This is a genomic window from Litorilinea aerophila (genome assembly GCF_006569185.2).
Taxonomy (GTDB): domain Bacteria; phylum Chloroflexota; class Anaerolineae; order Caldilineales; family Caldilineaceae; genus Litorilinea; species Litorilinea aerophila.
The window spans coordinates 1-21,800 of sequence record NZ_VIGC02000040.1; the positions used below are offsets into that span (position 1 = coordinate 1).

Genomic DNA, 21,800 nt, shown 5'->3' on the forward strand with positions numbered 1-21,800 from the left:
ACAGTGCGCCGGTGGCAGTGGATGACAGCGTGAGCACGATGGCCGGTACGGCGGTGGTGATCGATGTGGCGGCCAACGACAGCGACGTGGACGGGAACCTGGATGTGGGGACGGTGAACACGGGCTGTGGTGGCTGTACGGTGCCGGCGAATGGGGGTTTGGTGAACCACGGGGATGGGACGTTCACGTACACGCCGAATCCGGGGTTCAGTGGCAGTGACGGTTTTGTGTACGAGATTTGCGACACGGGTGGGCTGTGTGACACGGCGGCGGTGAGCATCACGGTGAGCGCGGTCAACAGTGCGCCGGTGGCAGTGGATGACAGCGTGAGCACGATGGCCGGTACGGCGGTGGTGATCGATGTGGCGGCCAACGACAGCGACGTGGACGGGAACCTGGATGTGGGGACGGTGAACACGGGCTGCGGTGGCTGTACGGTGCCGGCGAATGGGGGTCTGGTGAACCACGGGGATGGGACGTTCACGTACACGCCGAATCCGGGGTTCAGTGGCAGCGACGGTTTTGTGTACGAGATTTGTGACACGGGTGGGCTGTGTGACACGGCGGCGGTGAGCATCACGGTAAGTGGGGGCGGCGGCGGAGGCACGAGCAGCCTGGAGGTTCGGGTGGGGGCGAGCAGCGACGATGCGGAGGAGCGGGCCAACGGGCGGGTGGTCCTGAGCAGCAGCGATTTAGAGCTGATTCGGGAGCGGGATGACCAGGTGGTCGGGATTCGATTTGCGGGGGTGGCGATACCACAAGGGGCGACGATTGTCAACGCCTACATTCAGTTCACGGTGGATGAGGCGACCAGCGAGGCGACGAATCTGACCATCCAGGGGGAAGCGGCGGACCATGCGTCGACCTTTGTCAATGTGGATGGCAACATTTCGGGGCGGCCGCGCACGGGGGCTTCGGTGGCATGGGTGCCGCCGGCCTGGCCGACCCGGGACGTGGCGGGGCCGGACCAGCGGACGCCCAACCTGGCTGGCGTGATCCAGGAGGTGGTGAATCGTCCGGGCTGGGCCAGCGGCAATGCGCTGGCCATCATCATCACCGGCAGCGGCAAGCGGGTGGCCCAGTCCTACAACAAGAACCCGGCCAACGCCCCCCTCCTCCATGTGGAGTTCAGCACCGATGGAGCGGTCAATCGGGCGCCGGTGGCGGTGGATGACAGCGTGAGCACGATGGCCGGTACGGCGGTGGTGATCGATGTGGCGGCTAACGACAGCGACGTGGACGGGAACCTGGATGTGGGGACGGTGAACACGGGCTGCGGTGGCTGTACGGTGCCGGCGAATGGGGGGCTGGTGAACCACGGGGATGGGACGTTCACGTACACGCCGAATCCAGGGTTCAGTGGCAGCGACGGTTTTGTGTACGAGATTTGCGACACGGGTGGGCTGTGTGACACGGCGGCGGTGAGCATCACGGTAAGTGGGGGTGGCGGCGGAGGCACGAGCACCGTGGAGGTTCGGGTGGGGGCGAGCAGCGACGATGCGGAGGAGCGGGCCAACGGGCGGGTGGTCCTGAGCAGCAGCGATTTAGAGCTGATTCGGGAGCGGGATGACCAGGTGGTCGGGATTCGATTTGCGGGGGTGGCGATACCACAAGGGGCGACGATTGTCAACGCCTACATTCAGTTCACGGTGGATGAGGCGACCAGCGAGGCGACGAATCTGACCATCCAGGGGGAAGCGGCGGACCATGCGTCGACCTTTGTCAATGTGGATGGCAACATTTCGGGGCGGCCGCGCACGGGGGCTTCGGTGGCATGGGTGCCGCCGGCCTGGCCGACCCGGGACGTGGCGGGGCCGGACCAGCGGACGCCCAACCTGGCTGGCGTGATCCAGGAGGTGGTGAATCGTCCGGGCTGGGCCAGCGGCAATGCGCTGGCCATCATCATCACCGGCAGCGGCAAGCGGGTGGCCCAGTCCTACGACAAAAACCCGGCCAACGCCCCCCTCCTCCATGTGGAGTGGAGCAATTAAACGCCGCATACACGTCTCCTGTTCTCCTGGTGGCCGTAGAATCACCACGGGGCGAGGGAGAGGAGCCCAAATGCAGGCCCGACTGGGAACTACCAAACTACATGCCAGACTAAGCGCTATGGCTCGCCTGAGCGCGTACACCCTGCGCTGTCTGGCCCTGGTCATGGCCTATCTGTTCATCATGGGGGAAGTCACCGCGGCCATCCAGGCCGCCCAGCCTGGTGTTTCGGGGAGTCAGCCATTGGCCCCATGTTCTTCGTGCGTCCACCTCGAAGCAGCGGTTGCTCCTGTGGCGGATGGTCGGGCAGAAGAGGTACGCGTGCTCTATCCCAACGAGTGGGGGATTCTCCATCCTGGCGGGGTTGCCTACCTGCCTGCCTTCGGCTATCTGGCACTGGTGGATCGGGAAACGTTGGCTTCGCCTGGCGGTGGTGAGGCCCCGGTGGTGGTCATTACCCCTTATGAAGAGCTGGTTGGAAGCGTCGACCTGCCCTATCAGTTGGATGAGCCCGTCAACATGGCTTACGACAGCACGGACAATCGGTTGTTTCTTCTGGATGCGGTGAGAAACCGGCTGGCCTGGACTTCCATCGCTGAAAACGGCATTCCCGAAGGGACCTCACTGGCGGAGGTCGATATCAGCCATCTCGGCCTCCACAGGGCAGCGGGTATAGCCGTCCATGGGGCCAGCCGCCAGCTCCTGATTCTGGATACCATGCCTGCCAACAATAGCGCCCGCCTGGTCGGTGCTGACCTGGAGCAGGATTTTCGTCTGGTTTCCACCCTCGATCTCTCCCCATTTGGCACAGCCAACCTGCGCGGCCTGGCCGTGCATCCAGACACCGACCATTTCTTTCTGACCCACCCGGCTGCTGGCGTTCTCTACCAGTTGGATCAGAGCGGGCAACTTCTGCACACCTATGACTTGACCGCTTTGGAGCTGGTGGATCCCCAGGGCATTGTCTTTGCCCCCAGCGCGGATCTGACCGATCCGGCGGATACCATCCATCTTTGGATGGCAGACAGCGGCCTGGCAGACAATGAAAGTCTGCCCTCCCAGGATCAGAAGGTCTATTTGCCTCGTGTGGTGCAGTCGATGGCTTCTGTTTCCGCAATGGAGCCCCAAGACCTGGGTGTACCGCAATCGCTCCCCTCCTTTGGCCGCCTGCTAGAGCTGGCCCTGGTGCTGGACGCTCCACTACCGACCGCCACCTCGGCGGCGACGCCGGAACTCTGCTTGGGCGCGCCGATCACCCTCACCGTTGGCGTCGTGGCCAGCGCCGATGATGCCGACGAAACACCTGCGGGGATTGTAAACCTGACCAGCAACGACCTGGACCTTGGCCGGCGAACCGTCGGCATACGCTTTCCAGCCGTGGCTGTCCCCCAGGACGCCGACATCCTCCAGGCCTCGCTGGAGTTGACCGTGGACGAATTGGCCGCCGAACCGGCTTCCGTCGTCATTCGCGGCCAGGCCACCGATGAAGCGGCCCCCTTCACCACCGCTCCCAACGACATTTCGGCCCGGCCTACCACGGCCGCGGCCGTGAGCTGGGATCCCATCCCCGCTTTCAACGTGGTGGGCGAGACCGTTCGCACGCCAGATCTGGCGTCTGTCATCGAAGAGATCGTCCACCGGCCGGGTTGGTCCAGTGGCAATGCCCTGGCCCTCATTGCCGTGGGGGCAGGTGTGCGGGAGGCGGTGGCCTTCGACGGCGCGGCGGACGCTGCGCCCCGCCTATCCATTGAATACTGTTCCCTGGCCACGCCGACACCCAGTGCCAGCACCATTTTGACGTCCACGGGCATGGCCACGACACCACCCACGGATACCCCGACCCCGTCGCCCAGCCCCAGCCCCAGCGCAACGGCTACCTCGACGGCGATGCCCACCTGGACACCCACGCCAACGCCCGGCGACCTGGTCCTGCGCTTTGCCGTGATCGGGGATTATGGCAACCACAGTGCCAATGCGGCCCGGGTGGCTGCACTGGTCAACAGCTGGGAGCCGGATTTTATCATCACCACCGGGGACAACAATTATCCAGATGGGGAGGCGGCCACCATCGACACCAACATCGGTCAGTTCTACAGCCAGTACATCGGCAACTATCAGGGGAGCTACGGCTCAGGTAGCCCGACCAACCGTTTCTGGCCTTCCCTGGGTAACCACGACTGGCACACCATCACCTGTACGGGCAGCACCTGCACAGGCGCCTATTTCGACTACTTCACCTTACCGAACAATGAGCGTTACTACGACGTCGATCTGGGGCTGGTCCACCTCTATGCGCTGGACAGTGACCGGGATGAGCCGGATGGACGCAATTCGAGCTCAGCCCAGGCCCAGTGGTTGCAGGCGCGGCTGGCCGAATCCACATCCTGTTATGACCTGGTCTATTTCCACCACCCACCGTACTCCTCTGGCCGCCATGGTTCCAACAGCAATCTACAGTGGCCCTTTGCCAGTTGGGGGGCGGAGGCCGTGTTCGCCGGGCACGACCATCTCTATGAACGTCTGGAGGCGGACGGCATCCCCTACTTTGTCAACGGGGCCGGCGGGGCCTCCCTCTACACCTTCGACAACCTGGGCAACCTGCCCACCGGGGTCACTTCGGTGGTCCGCTACAACGGCGATCACGGTGCCATGCTGGTCACGGCGACCCCCACGGGCATTACCTATGAGTTTTATAACGCCGATGGTGTGCAGATTGATGTCTATACACAAGCGGCATCTTGTTCTGCCACCCCGACAGATAGAAGTTTATCGGTTCTCCAGGAGTCGGTTGCGTCTCAGGTGTACGAGTAGGAGGGAGGATAGGCGATGGTTGCTGCATCCCGGTTACCCTTTTCAGAGCCGACTGACCAAGACGCCATGCCCGTGATTGGCGAAGAGTTGGTGCAGGAGATTTGGACCAGACTGGCAGGTCGCGTATCTCGAGAACGCATCCGTCGAGTTGCCATAGAGGTGGCCCGTGAATATCAGGATGCCAAAGTAACCGCGTTTCTGCCTATCTTCATTCAGCGTCAGACGTTGGAGCGGCTTCGCCACTCGGCGGAATAGTGACCTCGAACATCGTCCGGCACGGTCCGGCACGGAGCGTTGTCTACGAGCGTTGTCTGCAAGCGGTACTTTTGCCATAGCGAACATGCATGCCAAGGAGGCAACCGTGGGAAGAGCACTGACCAAACGACATGCTGGATTCTTCGAACGAAGGATTCGGAACCCCCTGTCGTTTGTCTATGATATTTACCAATACGGCAAGGCGCGTGAGCTCCTCTCGTTTTTGGTGTGGGAATCCTTTCACCGGCTTCATCTCTTTCCAAAGAGTCGCTATTTGCGTTTCACGCCCCATGAACCGCTCATTTTGCGAGGAGATCAGCCAGACAGCCCTGCATTTGGCGACCGGCTGTGTGGGGCTATCCAGGACCTCGGCCTCACCGCGACGCCGTCGCCACATAACTGGAAACTTTTTAGCTTTGGCCACCATGGCGAGATGATCGGCTGCCTGTATCCCGACGACCGGGCCTTGTACGTGAGCACCGACGGCGGCGATACGGTGAAATTGGTCACACGTTTCCCAGAGCGCATTAAGGCCATCTTTGTGTCCAGCCGAAATGTCCTCTTTGTTTGTGTGAAAGGGGCGGTTTATCGCAGTGCCAATGGCGGGGACTCGTTTGCCAGGGTTCTCAATCTGGGATCGTCAGAAAGCTTTTTCCGGCACAACAACGCCATGACTGAGACACCCGATGGCACCCTCCTTATCGGTGAGTATGGCAACGTCTGGGAGGGAAACCGTTGGCGCAAATTGGCCTATCTCTATTTCAGCGCCGATGAAGGGCGTACGTGGCAGCGTTCTGACTTTTTGATCCATCAAGGCATTAACAAACATGTCCATTTGGTGAAGTATAGCCGCATTTTCAATCGAATTTTTATGGCCGATGGGGACAACTACAAAAAACTTTGGGTCTGTGACTCTTTGGACTTCACCGACCTGTTGAACCCTGAACACTGGCACCCGGTGAACCGCTTTCATATTCAAATGGGCGGATATACAGCGGCTGTTGAATGTGATGGGAGGCTGTTTTTCGGGACTGATTACCAGGGAGGCACCAACTTCCTGGTCTACACCAGCGATGGATATCACTTCGAGAAGAAGGTGATTCCGGACCCCTATCGGCGGAGCCCCATCGATAACATGGTCCTCCGCCGCTCACGAGACGGGATCGAGATCTGGGCCCTGTTGCCCTACTCTGCCGCCAATACCAGGTGCCTGCTCATGGTGACTAAGGATGGGGGCGAGACCTGGTCCCGCGTGATCGAATATAGCCGAGATACCCACAAGGTCTGGTTGCTCAACACGTCGGACGAGATAGCAGACGAATTGTATGTTTCGGTGGAAGCTCCGGATTCAGGTAAGCGGGCGGTCTACCAAATTGCGGATCTGTGAATCGTTCCTGGGGATGCCATGAAACTTTCAACGTTAACAACGGCCAACCACGCGCCCCTGCCCCCTTCGGATTCTGACGCAGGATGCGGCGGTTCACAGGATCAATCTGTGGAATCTACCCGGCAGACATCCGACCTGGTGCGTGCCCTTTGTCATGCTTTGCGCCAGGAAGGTATCTGCTATTGCCACTGGAAGAGCAATGATGCCATCGCTCGCTCCGCCAGTGGTGAAAACGACCTGGATCTGCTGGTGAGTCGTAGCCACATGAACCGCTTTACCGAGATCCTGGCTCGATTGGGGTTCAAACCGGCCCGGGCTCCCCTGGATAAGCAAATGCCTGGGGTCCTGGACTACTTCGGTTATGATCCAGGGGTCCAGCGATGGATTCATGTGCACGCCCATTATCAGCTGATCGTGGGCCATGATCTCTCCAAGAATCTACGATTGCCCATCGAGAAGGCCTACCTGGCCTCTGCAACCGACGGTGAGCTGTTTCGGGTGCCGGCCCCCGAGTTTGAATTCATTGTTTTCGTGATTCGCATGGCGCTCAAGCATTTGATGTGGGATGTCATTCTGGGAGGCGAAGGGGCGCTGAAACCTGCCGAGCGACGAGAACTTGCCTACCTGCAGTCCCGGGTTGACCGACAGCAGGTGGATACCCTGTTGATGGCACATCTTCCCGCCATCACTCCTTCTCTGTTTGAACGCTGTCTCCAGGCCTTGCAACCAGACTCTCCCCTGTGGCAGCGGATCCAGGTGGGGATGCGGCTCCAGAGGGCCCTGGCGGCCAATACCCGACGTCCCTGGCCAGTGGATGTGGGCATCAAAGCCTGGCGGCGGATCAGCCTGGCCATTGGCCGCCGGCTCCTACACAAGAAGCCCCGATATCGGCTGGAAAGTGGAGGCGCTCTGATTGCACTGGTGGGGGGCGATGGTGCCGGCAAATCCACCGCGGTGGATGCCCTTTACGACTGGCTCTCCCCTTACTTTGATGTGCGACGGGTCCATATGGGCAAACCGCGCTGGTCGTGGCCTACCATCGTGCTGCGCAGCATTTTGAAAATCGGCAATTTGCTGCGCCTATACCCCGCCGAGACCACCATGCGCGAGACCCTGACCCAGCGTTCCTTGATTTCGCCTGGCTATCCCTGGTTACTACGTGAGCTCTGTCGCGCCCGGGATCGATACATGACATACCTTCAGGCGCGCAATTTTGCGGCATCGGGCGGTTTGGTGCTCTTTGATCGCTTTCCGCATCCTCGCATTGAAAGCATGGATGGGCCGATGACGGCGCGCTTTGTCCAGCAACTGGCTGAATCCGGCGGTGCCTGGGGGCTGCTGGTTCCCACGCCCAATAGCCGCCTGGTTCAACGCCTGATTGCCCGGGAAGAGCAGTATTATCGGCAGATTTCCGACCCTGATCTCCTGGTGGTCATTCGGGTAGATCCCACAATCGCAGTCCAACGCAAAGTCACCGAAGATGCCAACCTGGTTCACGAGCGCTCTACCGAAATCTGGTCCGTTGATTGGGAAGAGGAAGGGGTCTTCGTTCTGGATGGCAGCAAGTCCAAAGAAGAGGTACTGTCTGAATTGAAGGCTATCTTATGGTCGGAATTGTGACAACCACCCAACCACTACCGTGCTGGCCGCTGGCCGTGCTCTTCGACGATGTGTCTCGCTACTCCGCCACGTCCGTTTCAGATCGGCGAAGCAAGGCGTCCATGCCCTCTCGGATCATTGAGTTGGTGGGGCTGGCGGGGGCAGGTAAATCCACCCTGGCCCGGGCGCTGTGTAGGATGGACGAACGAATACACGTCGCAGAGGATCTGGCCCTGCGCAATGGGCGACACCTGGCCCTATTTGCGCGTTCGATGGCGACGCTCCTGCCCCTTGTGGTGCAGGCGCAGAGGCGCGGACGTGCACCGACCTTGGATGAATTGAAGGCCCTGGCCTACCTGGAGGCCTGGCCCAGGTTCCTGCGTCAGGAGTTCGCCGATCCTGGTAGCGTGATCTTGCTTGACCACGGGCCGATTTTTAAATGTGCGACCTTGTGGGCCTTTGGGCCAGAGCAGCTCCGGCAGGCCCTCTTCATCCCATGGTGGCACAGCCGGCTGCGAGAATGGGCACAGACCCTGGACCGAATCTTGTGGCTGTATGCCCCAGAAGAGCTCCTGATCCAGCGCATTAACGCTCGAAGCCAGCGCCATGCCGTGAAGGGCCGGCCAATCGTGGAAGCGACCACATTCCTTGGGCGCTATCAGGCCGCCTATGACCAGGTGTTGACGGCCCTGGCGGCGCAGGGTGGCCCCCGGCCTGTGGCATTGGATTCCAGCCGGTATTCCGCCGCGTATCTGGCGGCGCAAATTTTGGCCACTTTGGGCCAGGGACATTCAACCACTTCCAGGGTGTCGGCCTGAAAGTTGTTGTGAGTTTCGGGTGGGGGAAATCAAATGCTAGTGTTTATTCACATCAACAAGACGGCTGGCCGGACAGTTCGGTACATCTTGCGCTCTTCTTTTGGCGGCCGCCACTGTGAAGTGGAACCCTGGCATGCCCCCTGGACCGGTCCGCCCTTTTCCAGCGCGGATTTGGCCCGCCTGCGGAGATACTATCCCCGGCTGGAGAGTATCGGTGGCCACCGCCTGCGGGGGTATGTGGATCTGGAGGAAGCGGGCACAACCTTTCGTTACTTTACATTTATGCGTGACCCGCTCAGGACCTGTGCCTCGCGCTTTCAATACAACGTGCAATATCGGGGCAAAAAGGACCTGGTGTTCGAGGACTGGATCCAGCAGAAGTGGGTGCGCAATCATCAGACCAAGATGATTGCTGGTTCCGCCAATGTGGATAAGGCCATTCGGATCCTTCGTCGTAAGAACATCTTTGTTGGCTTGACCGAACATTTCGATGAATCTTTGCTCCTGTTAAAGGCCCTCGTCGCGCCTGGTCTGGACATCTCCTACCGGCGGGTCAATGTGGCCGGAGATAAAACCATAGCGAAACAACTGCTAACGGACAAAGCATCACGGCAATTACTGGTCGAGGCGAATCAGGCCGATCTGGCCCTCTACCAATATGTATGTCACGAGCTTTTTCCCCAATATCGGGCTGACTACGGACCACATCTGGATAGCCATCTGCGGCAATATCAACAACAACGGCAGAACCGCTTCAACTATTGGAACTTAACTGTCTCACGGCTGAAGCAGTACCTGTTATACAAGCCGGTTTTGTATCTTTATCGTAAGGGAGTGCCGGTTGCGTAAATCGAGCCTGTCATCTCTTGACGAGAGGCAATGGATTCTATCAAGTTTCATGCTGACATATTTCATGCTGGCATATTAGGAGCGAGATCAACCTGTATGGCGCTGCGGGAGAAGGCAGTACGAGGCATTATCTGGTCTATCGCACAGAAATGGGGCCGGGAGGGGATCTCCTTTTTGACATTCTTGGCCCTATCTCGTCTTCTGGCACCGGAAGCTTTCGGTCTGGTAGCCCTGGCTGTGGTTTTTACGGCGGTTTTCGAAATTTTTCTCGATCAGGGGCTGGCTGCAGCCATTGTGCAGCGCAATGAGCTGGAACCGGAACATCTGGACACCGCTTTCTGGATTACGGTGTTCGTGGGCCTGGTTTTGACCGGACTGGGCATTGCCTCTTCCAACGCCATTGCGGCATTCTTGGGGCAACCCCAGGTGGCTCCCATCCTCCGATGGCTTTCCCTGAATTTTCTGTTGAGTGCTTTGAGCAGCGTCCAGATTGCACTTTTACAACGAGATTTAGCGTTCAAGAGCCTGGCCATACGGTCCCTGGTGGCTACAGGGGTAGGTGGGGTCGTGGGCATTAGCATGGCCCTGGCTGGTTTTGGCGTCTGGAGTTTGATTGCCCAGACCCTCGCCAATGGGCTGGCTGGCGTGGTGGTGTTATGGCAGGCCAGCGACTGGCGGCCTGGCCTGCGGGTATCCTCCAGGCATTATCGGGAGCTCTTCTCCTTTGGCGCGTATGTGGTGGGCAATAATCTGCTGAAAGTCCTGATGAGGCGCTCGGATGACTTTTTGATCGGATATTTTCTAGGACCCACTTTGTTGGGCTATTACACAGTAGGGTATCGGCTGCTGTTGGTTCTCATCCGGGTGGTGACAGGGATCATCAACTCGGTGGCTTTTCCCACTTTTTCTCGCCTCCAGGCTGAACCGGTACGACTCCAACGGGCCTTTTATCGCACCACCCAATACACCAGCCTGCTGGCATTTCCCGTCTTCATCGGGCTGGCTGTGCTGGCTCCGGAAGTGGTCCCTGCCCTCTTTGGCCGCCAGTGGATGCCCAGTATTCCTGTGATGCAGATCTTAGCCTTTATCGGCATTCTGCAGTCCATCTTGGCCTTCAACATGAGCGTGTTACGGGCATCCGGCAAGCCCTCCTGGGAATTGGGTATTATGCTTCTGAATACCGTGTTCAGCATCCTGGGCTTTTTGGTGGCTGTCCGGTGGGGCATTGTGGCGGTGGCTGCTTCCTTTGTGTTAGTAGGGTATATCCTCGCCCCGGTTTCGTATTGGACAGTCAACCGGGTGCTGCCCCTGGCTTTCCAGACCTACCTTTCCCAGTTTGTTCCGCCACTGGCGGCTTCTGCGGCCATGGTCGCCGCCATTTTGGGGGTGAAAGCGCTGTTGATGCCACTGGGATGGCATCCGTTACTGTCCCTGGCCTTGTATGTAGCCATAGGGGGCCTGGCTTACCTGACCTGTCTCATCCTGGTGGCCCGGTCGCTATCGCTGCAGATTCTGGATATGGTTCAGCTGGTCCTTCCCCGCTGGAAGGTAAGGAGAGTGGCTTGATATGGATGCACCTGATACCAAGGTTGGCGTTGGGACCAAGTACGTCGTCTTCACCACCAATCGAAGCGGTTCCACGTGGATGATGAGCACCCTGAGCCGGATCCCCGGGGTGACGGCACAGGGCGAGCTGTTTTTGCCCCGGCCCCGGGCCAGGGCCAGGCGCTGGGATTCAGACTTTGCCCGGCCTCGCTTCATTGAGGTCTGTCAGACCCGTCGCTCCGTGCGGCCATTTGCGGTCTTTGCCTATTTAAATGACCTGTATCGCACCCCGGGGACTGTTGGCTTCAAGCTCATGTATGCGCAACTGGGGCGCTATCCCGAAATCTTGGCATATCTGATCCGCCACCGGGTGCGTGTGGTCCACCTGGTGCGCCGCAACCATCTGGATGTATTGATCTCCTACGCGGTGAAGGCCAAACTGGGTCAGGCCCACCTGTTGGCCGGGGAGTCTGCGCCTCGGGAACTCTGTGTGGAATTGGATACGGATGGTCTCATTAGTCGCCTGGAGTGGCTGCAGAGAAAGCAAGATCTGGCCCGGGCGCTCCTGAAGTGGAGTCGCCTGCCCCACCTGGAAGTGGCTTATGAAGATCTATTGGCAGATCACAGCCATTTCTGCGCTGTTTTCCAGTTTCTTTCCCTGGATGTCGATGGAAAGCATTTGCCCGACTCCACCCTGGTCAAGATCCGCCAAGGAGGGCATCGGGATGTGATTCAAAACTACGAACAGGTGCGACAAACCCTGGCCGGATCTCGCTTTGCCGGGCTGTTGCAGTGAGCGTGAAGTTGTACCACCGGCATCGGCTGCCCACGCCTGTCATCAGACATTGGAGATTGGGGATCTCTTCATGCGCTTTCTCGCTTTGGTGTTGTCCCAGTTCTTGATTTTCATGATCCCGTGGGAAGGGGTCGTCGAAGTGCCAGGGATCGGTACCGCCGTCAAGCTCTATGGCCTGGCTGTGGCCGGTTTCTGGGTGATCACTGTGGTCATTACCGGACGCATGCGCAATCCAGCTCCCTACCATATTCTGGTGGGCCTGTTTGTCATTTGGAATGCACTCAGCTTCTTCTGGAGCGCCGATCCAGACGCTACGCTCACCCTTGTGATGACCTGGGCGCAATTGCTGGGGTTGGTGCTGATTTTATGGGACCTGTATACGACCCAATCTGCCATTCAGATGGCGTTGCAAGCCTATATCCTCGGGGCCTATGTGGCCATCGGCAGCGCGATCGGAAACTATTTCGCCGGGGCGGCCTACTACAGCCACTACCAGCGTTTTAGTCCCGGCAATACCAACCCAGATGGCTTCGGTTTCATCGTTGTCCTGGGCATTCCGGTTGCCTGGTACCTGGCCAGCACGGAGGGAACCAGCCGCCTGGCTCGCTGGCTGCGACTGGTTAATTATCTCTACATCCCGGCCGCTTTCTTGGGGCTGGCCCTTTCCGGTACCCGAACGGCCATGATCGCTTCCATGCCAGGGATGGCGTTTGGCCTGGCCCACCTGAACAGAATACGCCCCTGGGCCCGGGTGGCCATCTTCCTCCTGGTTGTCTCCGCTATCTTGCTCTTGTTGCCCTACGTGCAGGAATTACGCTCTTTTCAACGCCTGGGGACGACGGGGACTGAGCTCACCCAGGGTGATCTCAACTATCGTCTGGTTCTATGGCGTGATGGCCTGAAATCCTTTGTGGAGCATCCCCTATTGGGAGTCGGCAGCAACATGTACCGTTCCGTGAATCGGGTGGGTAAAGTGGCCCACAATTCTTTCCTCTCGGTGTTGGTGGAAGTCGGTTTGATCGGCTTTCTCCTTTTTGCCCTGATCCTGTTCACCGCCTTCCTGAAAGCCTTAACCCTCCCCAAGTGGGATGCCCTGTTCTGGTTGACGGTTCTATTGGTATGGGCCATCGGCGCCTTTACCCTGACCTGGGAATATCGAAAGTCTACGTGGCTTTTTCTCAGCCTGATCGTGGCCAACGCCGCCCTGGCTGAGCCAGCGTCGGAGGCCGTATCCGCGCCGTCCGATACCACCGTCGAAGAGGCTGCCTGGGCCCTGCCGGGCCTGGGCAGGTGAGCGAACGTCCAAGCCAGAATCGCCGGACGAAGAGGTTCACGGACACGGATATCGGCTGAGCCTTTTCCCTGTCGTTGACGAGTCAACCAAGGAGCTTCCATATGACCTTGCCCAATTTCATGATTATCGGTGTGGCCAAAGCAGGCACCACCTCCCTCTACCGTTATCTGGATCAACACCCCCAGGTGTTCATGTGTCCCATGAAAGGGACCAATTTCTTTGGCTACGAGGACGCACGCAACTGGCATTGGACCGATGAAGGGGATCCACCCCTGCTGCGTAATTTCCCGGTTCGAACATTCGAGGCGTATGAAGCTGCTTTCGCTGGCGTCACCGATGAAATTGCCATTGGCGAAGCTTCGCCCCAGTATTTCCGCTGCCCCACGGCGGCCCGGCGAATCCGGGAAGTGCTTCCCCATGCCCGGTTGATTGCCAGCCTGCGCAACCCAGCCGATCGGGCTTTCTCTGGTTACCTGATGCGAATCCGTCGGGGAGAGGCCGCTAAAAATGCCTACGAGGACCTGACGCCCGAGGCCAGTCATGTAAAAGAGGGCTTCTACTATCGACGGCTTCGCCGCTTTTACGATCTCTTTCCCCGGGAGCAGATTAAGATTATCCTGTTTGAAGAGTTCAAGAAAGAGCCAGTTCGGGTTGTCCAGGAACTCTTTGAGTTTCTAGAAGTCGATCCAGAATTTGTGCCCGATACATCCGCCCGCCATAACCCGGCTGCTGTGCCGAAAAGTCGTCTGCTGAATCGCTTCTTCTTCCATCCAACGGTGATTCGCACGGCCAAAGCCCTCCTCCCGGGGCGAGCCCAGGACCTGGCCCGGCAAATTCGCCAGCAAAATTTGAAGCCGCCACCCAAGTTCCCTGCTGACCTGCGCGCCAGGCTGCTTCAGCTCTACCGGGATGATATTTTGCAGGTGGAGGCGCTCATCGACCGGGATCTTTCCATTTGGCTGGAAGATATCCGGGAAGTCGCCTGATAGGAAGGATCTGCTGATATGACCCATCACCCTACCCAACTGGCCATCTTCCTCCCCTCCCTGGCGGGCGGCGGTGCCGAACGGGCCATGGTCAACCTGGCCCATGGCCTGGCCGACCGGGGCCACGCCGTGGACCTGGTGCTCGCCCGCGCCGCGGGACCCTATCTCCGGGAAGTGCGGCCACCGGTGCGGGTGGTGGACCTGCAGGCGCCCCGGGTACTGGCCAGCCTGCCCCGGCTGGTCTATTACCTGCGCCAGGCCCAACCCCAGGCCCTGGTCTCCGCGCTGGACTACGCCAACGTAGTCGCCGTCTGGGCGAGGCGACTGGCCCGCGCCCACTGCCGCCTGGCCATCAACGAGCAGAACACCCTTTCCCGCTCTGCCCGCCAGTCGGCCCGACGCCGACACCGGATCGTGCCCCACCTGGCCCGCCGCTTCTACCCCTGGGCCGATTTCGTCATCGGCAACTCCCACGGCGTGGCCGCCGACCTCTGCCAGGTGACGGGACTGGGCCAGGAACGCATCCAGATCCTGTACAACCCGGTCATCACCCCCCAGGTGCAGGCGAAAGCGGATGAACCCCTGGACCATCCCTGGTTTGAGCCCGACCAGCCCCCTGTGGTGCTGGCGGTGGGACGCCTGACCCGCCAGAAGGATTTTCCGACCCTGTTGCAGGCCTTTGCCCACGTCCGCCAGCATCGCCCGGCCCGGCTCATCATCCTGGGCGAAGGGCCAGATCGACCCCTGTTGGAGGTGCTGGTGGGCCAGCTGGGCCTCCAGGATGATGTGGCCCTGCCCGGCTTCGTAGACAACCCCTATGCCTACATGCGCCGGGCCGGCCTGTACGTCCTTTCCTCTCGTTGGGAAGGATTGCCCACGGTTCTCATCGAGGCCCTCTACTGCGGGCCACCCGTCATCGCCACCGATTGCCCCAGCGGCCCCCGGGAGATCCTGGCCGATGGACGACATGGCATGCTGGTGCCCATGGGGGATGTCGCCAGCCTGGCCCAGGCCATGGCGCTCGGTCTGGCCGGCGCCATTCCACGGCCCACCCAGGAGAGCTGGCAGCCCTATACCCAGGAAGCCGTGGTGGATCAGTATCTGAACCTGTTGTTGAGGCAGCCCAGTTTTGCGCGGGAGCGAGCACTTTGATGAGACCTCCAGATAAACTGCACATCCTGCACGTCATCCTGGCCATCCGGGAGACCAGCAATCCCTACAACGAGCACTGCCTGCCCTGGGTGGGGAAGCGGGACCTGGCCATCTGCACGTTTTTCCCTTCCGATGTGGCCGCGCCTGCTGCCATCCCGGTTTTCGAAGGGGATGGCACCCTTGCTGGATTCTTTGGGGCGCTGCGTGGCGCCCTGGCAGCCGGGCCGTATGACGTGATCCACGTCCATTCCCCCCATCTGGCGCTCCTGTTTCTGTTGGGCACCCTGACTGCCCACCGCCAGTATGCAGCGTCGACCGTGTTGACCGTTCACGACAGCTACCCCAACTACAAGCTCCGCAACCGGCTCATGTTTCTTCCCGCCTTTGCCCGTTTCCGCCGGGTGGTCTGTTGTAGCCAGGCCAGCTACCAGAGCTTCCCCTGGCTGTACAGGAAGCTGGCCGGTTCCCGCCTGCGGGTGGTCCAAAACGGGGTGGACCTGGCCCGGGTCGACCGGATTGCGGCCCGAGCCAGGGAGGCGACCCGCCCAAGCCCGGACTTCACGGTGACGGCCATCAGCCGCCTGGTGGATATCAAAAATCCCTTCACCGCGCTCCGGGCCTTCCAGCGGAGCGACCCGGCTGGTAGCCGCCTGATCCATATCGGCGCGGGCCCCCTCCTGGAGCCCCTGCTCACGGCCAGCCGGGAGGCCGGGCTGGCCGGCCGGGTTCACTACACGGGACTGATTCCCCGGGAACAGGTCTTTGAATACCTGACCCACACCGATCTCTTCCTGTCGGTCTCCCGGGGGGAAGGGCTGCCCATTTCCGTGCTGGAAGCCATGGCCTGCAGCCGTCCGGTGCTCCTGTCGGACATTCCCCCCCACCGGGAAATCGCAGAGGGCGTGTCGTTCATTCCCCTGGTGCACCCGGACGACGTGGACGGCTTTGCCAGGGCCATCCAGCGTTTCCGGGCCATGTCCCCTTCGGAGCGGGCAGAGATCGGCCAGGCGTGTCGCCGGCTGGTGGAGGAACGTTTCAGCCTGGATGCCATGCACCGGGGATACGGCCAGATCTACGCGGATCTCCTGGGGGAGCACCTTCCCACGGCACCGCTGGAGGTCGCCCCATGATGGTCGAATTCATCGGCTGCACCGGCGCCGGCAAGACCACCCTCATCCGAGAGGTACAGGCCCTTCTGGCCGGACACGCCCAGGTGCTCAACGCCGGCGATCTGGGGGCGACGTTGCTGGGCCTCCCCCGCTTCCGCCATCCCACGCTCATCAACCTGAGCCAGGATCTGCTGGGGCTGCCGGCGTTTCTGGGCACCCTGCCGCGCCAGCGTGCCTTTGTGGGCTTCGTGGCCAGCACCCTCTTCCAGGCGGCGCGCCGGGAACCACGTCAGGCCCCCATCCTGGCCAACTACTGGCGGAGCATCGTTCGTAAACTGGGGGTCTATGAACTGGCCAGACGCTTTCTGTCGGAGCAGGTCGTCCTGATCGACGAGGGAACCGTCCTGGCGGCCCATCTCCTGTTTGTCTTCCACGGGCCGCCGCCCCGCCCGGCCGACCTGGATCGTTTTGCCCAGCTGGTGCCCCTGCCGGATCTGCTGGTCTATGTCACTGCACCGCCGGCCCTGCTGGTGCGGCGCTCCCTGGGGCGCAGGGACGTCCGGCGGGAGATGCGCAGCCGCGACCGGGCCCAGGTCCATGCCTCTGTGTGCCGGGCCAGCCAGGTCTTCGACCGAATCACCCAGGCGGAGCGCCTGCGCTCGCGAACCCTGACGGTCTTCAACGGATCGGCAGATCGCAAGGAACTGGCCGCCACTGCCCATCAAATTGCCAACACCATTTTGCAGTTGCAAACCGGCCCGCGGATTCCCCCGTCCATCCCGCGGGGAACGGCCAGGCCGGTATCTGTCCGGGGAGATTAGCATGCTGTCTACGGTGTATCAGCTCATCACAGCCCTCAACCAGGAGGGAATCCGCTATTGCCACTGGAAGAGCAACCTGGCCCTGGAGGAAGCCCTGATGGGCCAGACCGACATCGACCTGTTGGTCCATCGGCGAGATGCCGGTCACTTCCGGACGCTCCTGAGCCAACACTGTTTTAAGCCGGCTGTCACCACCCTGGGTGAGGCCTTCCCGGCCGTGGAGCATTATTTCGCCCTGGACATGGAGACCGGCGTGCTTGTGCACGTCCACGCCTACTACCAGGCCATCACCGGAGATAGCCTGACCAAGAATTACCACTTTCCCATCGAAGAGATGTTGCTGGCCCATACCCGGCAGGTGGGGCCGGTCCGGCTGCCGGTGAAGGGAGCGGAACTGGTGGTTTTCACCCTGCGCATGATGCTCAAGCATACGTCCCCCATGGAGCTGTTCCTGCTGGCCCGCTATTGGCCTGCCGTCCGCCAGGAAGCCCGGTGGCTGTTGGAAGAGGGAGCCCGGGAGGACGCCCTCCGTTTTGTGGCCTGTTATCTCCCTGCCGTGGATCCTCAACTGTTCGCGGCCTGTGTGGACGCGTTGACCGCGCCCGCTCCCCTGGCCACCCGGGTCTGGCTGGCCCATCGGCTGCAGCGACAGCTCCGCCCCTACGGCCGCCATTCGGTTTTGCAGGCCTGGCTCACCAGCGGGGAGAAATTTGCGCGCATGGCCTATCGCCGGCTGCGCCGTTCTCGCCGGGGGATGGTTCCCCAATCTGGCGGGGCTGTGGTGGCCTTTGTGGGCTCGGAGGCCACCGGAAAGTCCACCCTGTTGGGGGAAATGGCCGGCTGGCTGGGCGAGCACTTCGCGGTGGAGCGGATCCACGCCGGGAAACCCAGGCCCACCCTGTTGACCGCGCTGCCTGGCCTGTTGGTGCCTGCCCTGCGGCGGCTCCTGCCCACCCAGCGCTCGACCCGGGTGGAGGCCCATGAGGAAGCCGCCAGAGCCGAAGCGTCCACGGGCGCGACCGGCTTCCCCCTGCTCTATGGGCTCCGGGCTGTCCTGCTGGCCTATGAACGCCGGGCGCTGCTGACGAGGGCCTACAGCCAGGCCGCCAACGGGACGGTCGTCCTGTGTGATCGTTATCCATCCCTGCAGGCCGGTGCGCCGGATAGCCCCCAACTGACCCATCGCCTTCCGCCGGGCCAGGCCGCTTCCCTGCGCGGCTGGCTGGCTCGCCTGGAAGCCCGGCTCTATCGGGAGATCCCGCCGCCGGATCTGGTGATCTATCTGAGCGCTCCACTGGAGGTGACGGTAGCCCGCAATGCCCGGCGGGGCAAGCGGGAGCCGGAGGAATATGTGCGTCGGCGCCATGCCCGCACCGCCAACCTGGACTTTGGCAAAGTCTCGGTCTGTCCAATTTCCACCGATCAGCCTTTGGAGCGTACGGTGCTGGCGGTCAAGAGTGCCATCTGGGAGATCATGTGACATGCGGTTCTCAAATCCACCTGCTCAACGGGCTCCTGGCAAAATCCGGCTGTTGCTGGTCATTACCGGCCTGGCCGTCGGCGGAGCCACCAATGTGGTCCTGGAATTGGCCGCCCATTTCCGGGAGCATCCAGACTTTGAAGTGGAGCTGGTCACCGGCCCCATCCCCCCGGGACGCAGCGACGCCACCCACCTGGCTCACCAGCGGGGAATCCAGCCACGAGTGTTGCCTTCCCTGGTCAACCACATTCACCTCCCCATGAACCTGCAGGCGGTGTGGGCGCTGTGGCGTCTCATGCGGCAGAGGCGCTATGATATCGTCCACACCCATTCTTCCGTGGCGGGCATCGTGGGGCGCTGGGCGGCATTCATGGCTGGCGTCCCCGCGATCGTGCACCACGTCCACGGCTGGGGTATGCACGAGGGGATGTCCCAGGCCTCCCGCCTGCTGTACCTGACCCTGGAGCGTCTCTCTGCCCGGATCACCCATCGGCTGATCGTGGTCTCCAGGCCGGACATTCAGAAGGGCCTGGGCTACGGCATCGGGCGCGAGGAGCAGTTCACCCTGATCTACAACGGCATCGACCTGGCCCGCTTTCGACAGCCGGTGAACCGGGAGGAGGTCTGCGCGGAGCTGGGCCTGGACCCGGACGCCCGGCTGGTGGGCATGGTGGGGCGGCTGGACCAACAGAAGAACCCGCTGGACTTCATCCGAGCGGCAGCCCTGGTGCTTCAAGCCGAGCCTCATACCCAGTTTGTCGTGGTGGGGGACGGTTCGTTGCGGCCGGCCTGTGAACGGCTGATCGACGAGCTCCAACTGCGGGGCCGGGTCTTTCTGCTGGGGACGCGGGATGACGTGGCCCGAATCGTGCCCATCCTGACCGTGGTGGCCATGAGTTCCCTGTGGGAAGGGCTGCCCATCGCCTTCCTGGAGGCCATGAGCGCCGGCAAGCCCATCGTGGCCAACGACGTGGACGGGGTTCGGGATGTGGTGGTCAACGAAGAGACGGGCTTTTTGGTAACGCCTCGTCAGCCGGCGGAGATGGCCGGGCGTATTTTGCAGCTGCTTCAGGACCCGGTCCTCTGCGCGCAGATGGGGGCAGAAGGACGCCAGCGTTCCGGCTATTTTTCCGTGCAGCGGATGGTAAGACAGGTAGAGTCGCTTTATCGGGCGCTGCTGGCTGAGGCCGGCCGGCAACCCTTGCCGGCTTCCGCGGTCGCCCACCACGAATGAGGGAGAACATGACAGAAACCATGAACGACTATCTGGAGCTACGCAAGGTCATCCAAATCATCCTGCGCTGGCTGTGGCTGTTGCTCCTGGTGGCCCTGGGCGGGGCCGGCCTTGGCTACGTGGCCAGCAAGAGCCAGGCACCCGTGTACGAGGCCACCACCACCCTGATGGTAGGCCAGGTGATTCAGGCCACCCAGATCAGCCGCGACGATCTGCTCACCAACGAAGTCCTGGCCCAGACCTATACGGACATGGCGGTGCGGCAGCCGGTCCTCCAGGGGGTGATCGACACCTTGAATCTGCCGGACACCTGGCGCGGTCTGAAGAAACGGGTCCATGCGGAGCTGGTCGAAGGCACCCACCTGATCCAGATCCGCACCGAGGCCGAGTCCCCAGAGATGGCCCGGATCATCGCCGATGAAGTGGCCCGGCAGCTGATCTTGCTCAGCGCCAATGCCACCCAGAGCCGGGAAACGGCCGAAGCCCGCGGCTTTGTCAACCAGCGGTTGGACAACCTGCAGAAGAAGATCGAGTATGGACGGGCTCGACTCCAAAGCCTGGAAAGTGCTCTGCTGCAGGCCTTCGAAGTGGGGTCCGACCCCAATGCCATCCAACGCATCCAGGATCTGCAGGGGGAGATTAACCGGCTTGAGGAGCTCATTGATAGCTGGGAGGCAGAATCCACCCAGATCGTGATCTACCTCAAAGACCGCAGCCGCGCCAACAGCCTCACCATCATCGAGCCGGCCCAGGCCAGCCTCAACCCCATCCGCCCCCGCACCAAGCTGAACGCCCTGCTGGCTGCGGCCATCAGCTTTGCCCTGGCCATGGGCCTGGTCCTCTTTGTGGAGTTCCGGGACGACACCCTCAGGGAGCCAGACGAGATCCAGAATGCCCTGAAAACGCCAGTCCTGGGCCATATTGGCAAAATCAACGGCAAGTCCGAGCACGACCGGCTTCTGCCTGCCCTGAATCCAGGCTCCCCGCTTTCCGAAGCCTACCGGATCATCCGCAGCAATATCGAGTTCAAGACCGCAGAACGGCCTGCGAAAACCATCGTGATCACCAGCCCAGGCCGCGCCGAGGGGAAGAGCCTCATGGCGGCCAACCTGGGCATCACCATGGCCCAGGCCGGTTTACGCACCCTGATCATCGATGCCAACCTGCGCCAGCCCATGCAACATCGCCTGTTCCGGGTGGCCAATGCGGCGGGCCTGACCGAGGCCCTTCGTTCTCCCGAGCTGGCCCTGGACCACCTGGTGCTGGAGACCAAAATCCCCAACCTGTTCGTCCTGCCCAGCGGTCAGGTGCCCTTGAATCCAACCGAGTTGCTGGGCGCCCAGCGCATGCGAGAGATTCTGGCCAGCCTGGGCCAGATGGCGGACATCGTCATTTGCGATAGCCCGCCCGCCCTGGGGCTGGCCGATGCCAGCATCCTGGCCAACCGGGCCGATGGTGTGGTGCTGGTGCTGGGGGTAGGGCAAACCCGCCTGGAAGATGCCCGCCAGACCATCAGCAGCCTGAGCCTGGCCAATGCCCGCCTGTTGGGCGTGATCGTCAACCGGGCACGTTCGCGATTCCACCGCTATCTCAGGGTTGTCAACGCCACCAGCCTGGCCACTTCGGCGACCCCCCGCTCCAGCCGTCGGTGGCAATGGCTGCCCTTCTGACTGGC

General features: G+C 61.3%; 17 protein-coding genes. All 17 read left to right on the forward strand.

Translation table 11 applies throughout. From position 1 onward, the window contains the following. Window positions 1-1,991, forward strand: a 1,991-nt coding sequence (locus tag FKZ61_RS21430) for a cadherin-like domain-containing protein (RefSeq protein ID WP_170200120.1), incomplete at its 5' end; no start/stop codon positions are given. Between the two features lie 70 nt (window positions 1,992-2,061). Then, window positions 2,062-4,800 carry a metallophosphoesterase gene (locus FKZ61_RS21435; RefSeq protein WP_170200122.1) on the forward strand — a complete coding sequence of 913 codons (2,739 nt, stop codon included), beginning with the start codon at window positions 2,062-2,064 and terminating at the stop codon, window positions 4,798-4,800. 66 nt (window positions 4,801-4,866) lie between these two features. Further along, window positions 4,867-5,055, forward strand: coding sequence for a three-helix bundle dimerization domain-containing protein (locus tag FKZ61_RS24550; RefSeq protein WP_407659963.1), 189 nt, complete (start codon window positions 4,867-4,869; stop codon window positions 5,053-5,055). Window positions 5,056-5,161: 106 nt separating this feature from the next. After that, a complete protein-coding gene (locus tag FKZ61_RS21440; protein ID WP_141612193.1) occupies window positions 5,162-6,442 on the forward strand; it encodes a sialidase/neuraminidase family protein in 1,281 nt (426 codons plus the stop codon). A gap of 18 nt (window positions 6,443-6,460) precedes the next feature. Continuing rightward, window positions 6,461-8,062 carry a hypothetical protein gene (locus FKZ61_RS21445; protein WP_141612194.1) on the forward strand — a complete coding sequence of 534 codons (1,602 nt, stop codon included), beginning with the start codon at window positions 6,461-6,463 and terminating at the stop codon, window positions 8,060-8,062. 101 nt (window positions 8,063-8,163) lie between these two features. Further along, entirely contained in the window at window positions 8,164-8,859 is a 696-nt protein-coding gene (locus tag FKZ61_RS21450; protein ID WP_170200124.1) for an AAA family ATPase, read from the forward strand. A gap of 33 nt (window positions 8,860-8,892) precedes the next feature. Then, window positions 8,893-9,708: a hypothetical protein gene (locus tag FKZ61_RS21455; protein ID WP_141612196.1), complete on the forward strand. Its 816-nt coding sequence runs from the start codon at window positions 8,893-8,895 to the stop codon at window positions 9,706-9,708. A 96-nt stretch (window positions 9,709-9,804) separates the two neighbouring features. Further along, entirely contained in the window at window positions 9,805-11,274 is a 1,470-nt protein-coding gene (locus tag FKZ61_RS21460; RefSeq protein ID WP_141612197.1) for an MOP flippase family protein, read from the forward strand. Between the two features lies 1 nt (window position 11,275). Then, window positions 11,276-12,049, forward strand: a complete 774-nt coding sequence (locus FKZ61_RS21465; protein ID WP_141612198.1) for a Stf0 family sulfotransferase — start codon at window positions 11,276-11,278, stop codon at window positions 12,047-12,049. 70 nt (window positions 12,050-12,119) lie between these two features. Further along, complete coding sequence (locus FKZ61_RS21470) at window positions 12,120-13,343, forward strand: O-antigen ligase family protein (protein WP_141612199.1); 1,224 nt, start codon at window positions 12,120-12,122, stop codon at window positions 13,341-13,343. A 101-nt stretch (window positions 13,344-13,444) separates the two neighbouring features. Next, a complete protein-coding gene (locus FKZ61_RS21475) occupies window positions 13,445-14,329 on the forward strand; it encodes a sulfotransferase family protein (RefSeq protein WP_141612200.1) in 885 nt (294 codons plus the stop codon). An 18-nt stretch (window positions 14,330-14,347) separates the two neighbouring features. After that, window positions 14,348-15,481 (forward strand): glycosyltransferase, encoded by a 1,134-nt coding sequence (locus FKZ61_RS21480; RefSeq protein WP_141612201.1) that lies wholly within the window; start codon window positions 14,348-14,350, stop codon window positions 15,479-15,481. Beyond that, on the forward strand, window positions 15,481-16,611 hold the full coding sequence (locus FKZ61_RS21485; protein WP_141612202.1) for a glycosyltransferase family 4 protein: 1,131 nt from the start codon (window positions 15,481-15,483) through the stop codon (window positions 16,609-16,611). Before FKZ61_RS21480 ends, FKZ61_RS21485 begins: the two co-directional genes overlap by 1 nt. Continuing rightward, on the forward strand, window positions 16,608-17,411 hold the full coding sequence (locus tag FKZ61_RS21490; RefSeq protein WP_141612203.1) for an AAA family ATPase: 804 nt from the start codon (window positions 16,608-16,610) through the stop codon (window positions 17,409-17,411). Before FKZ61_RS21485 ends, FKZ61_RS21490 begins: the two co-directional genes overlap by 4 nt. 1 nt (window position 17,412) lies before the next feature. Beyond that, window positions 17,413-18,891, forward strand: coding sequence for a nucleoside/nucleotide kinase family protein (locus FKZ61_RS21495; RefSeq protein WP_170200125.1), 1,479 nt, complete (start codon window positions 17,413-17,415; stop codon window positions 18,889-18,891). 1 nt (window position 18,892) lies between these two features. Continuing rightward, window positions 18,893-20,125 carry a glycosyltransferase family 4 protein gene (locus FKZ61_RS21500; protein ID WP_170200127.1) on the forward strand — a complete coding sequence of 411 codons (1,233 nt, stop codon included), beginning with the start codon at window positions 18,893-18,895 and terminating at the stop codon, window positions 20,123-20,125. Between the two features lie 8 nt (window positions 20,126-20,133). Next, on the forward strand, window positions 20,134-21,795 hold the full coding sequence (locus FKZ61_RS21505) for a polysaccharide biosynthesis tyrosine autokinase (protein ID WP_170200129.1): 1,662 nt from the start codon (window positions 20,134-20,136) through the stop codon (window positions 21,793-21,795). Window positions 21,796-21,800: the final 5 nt, after the last annotated feature.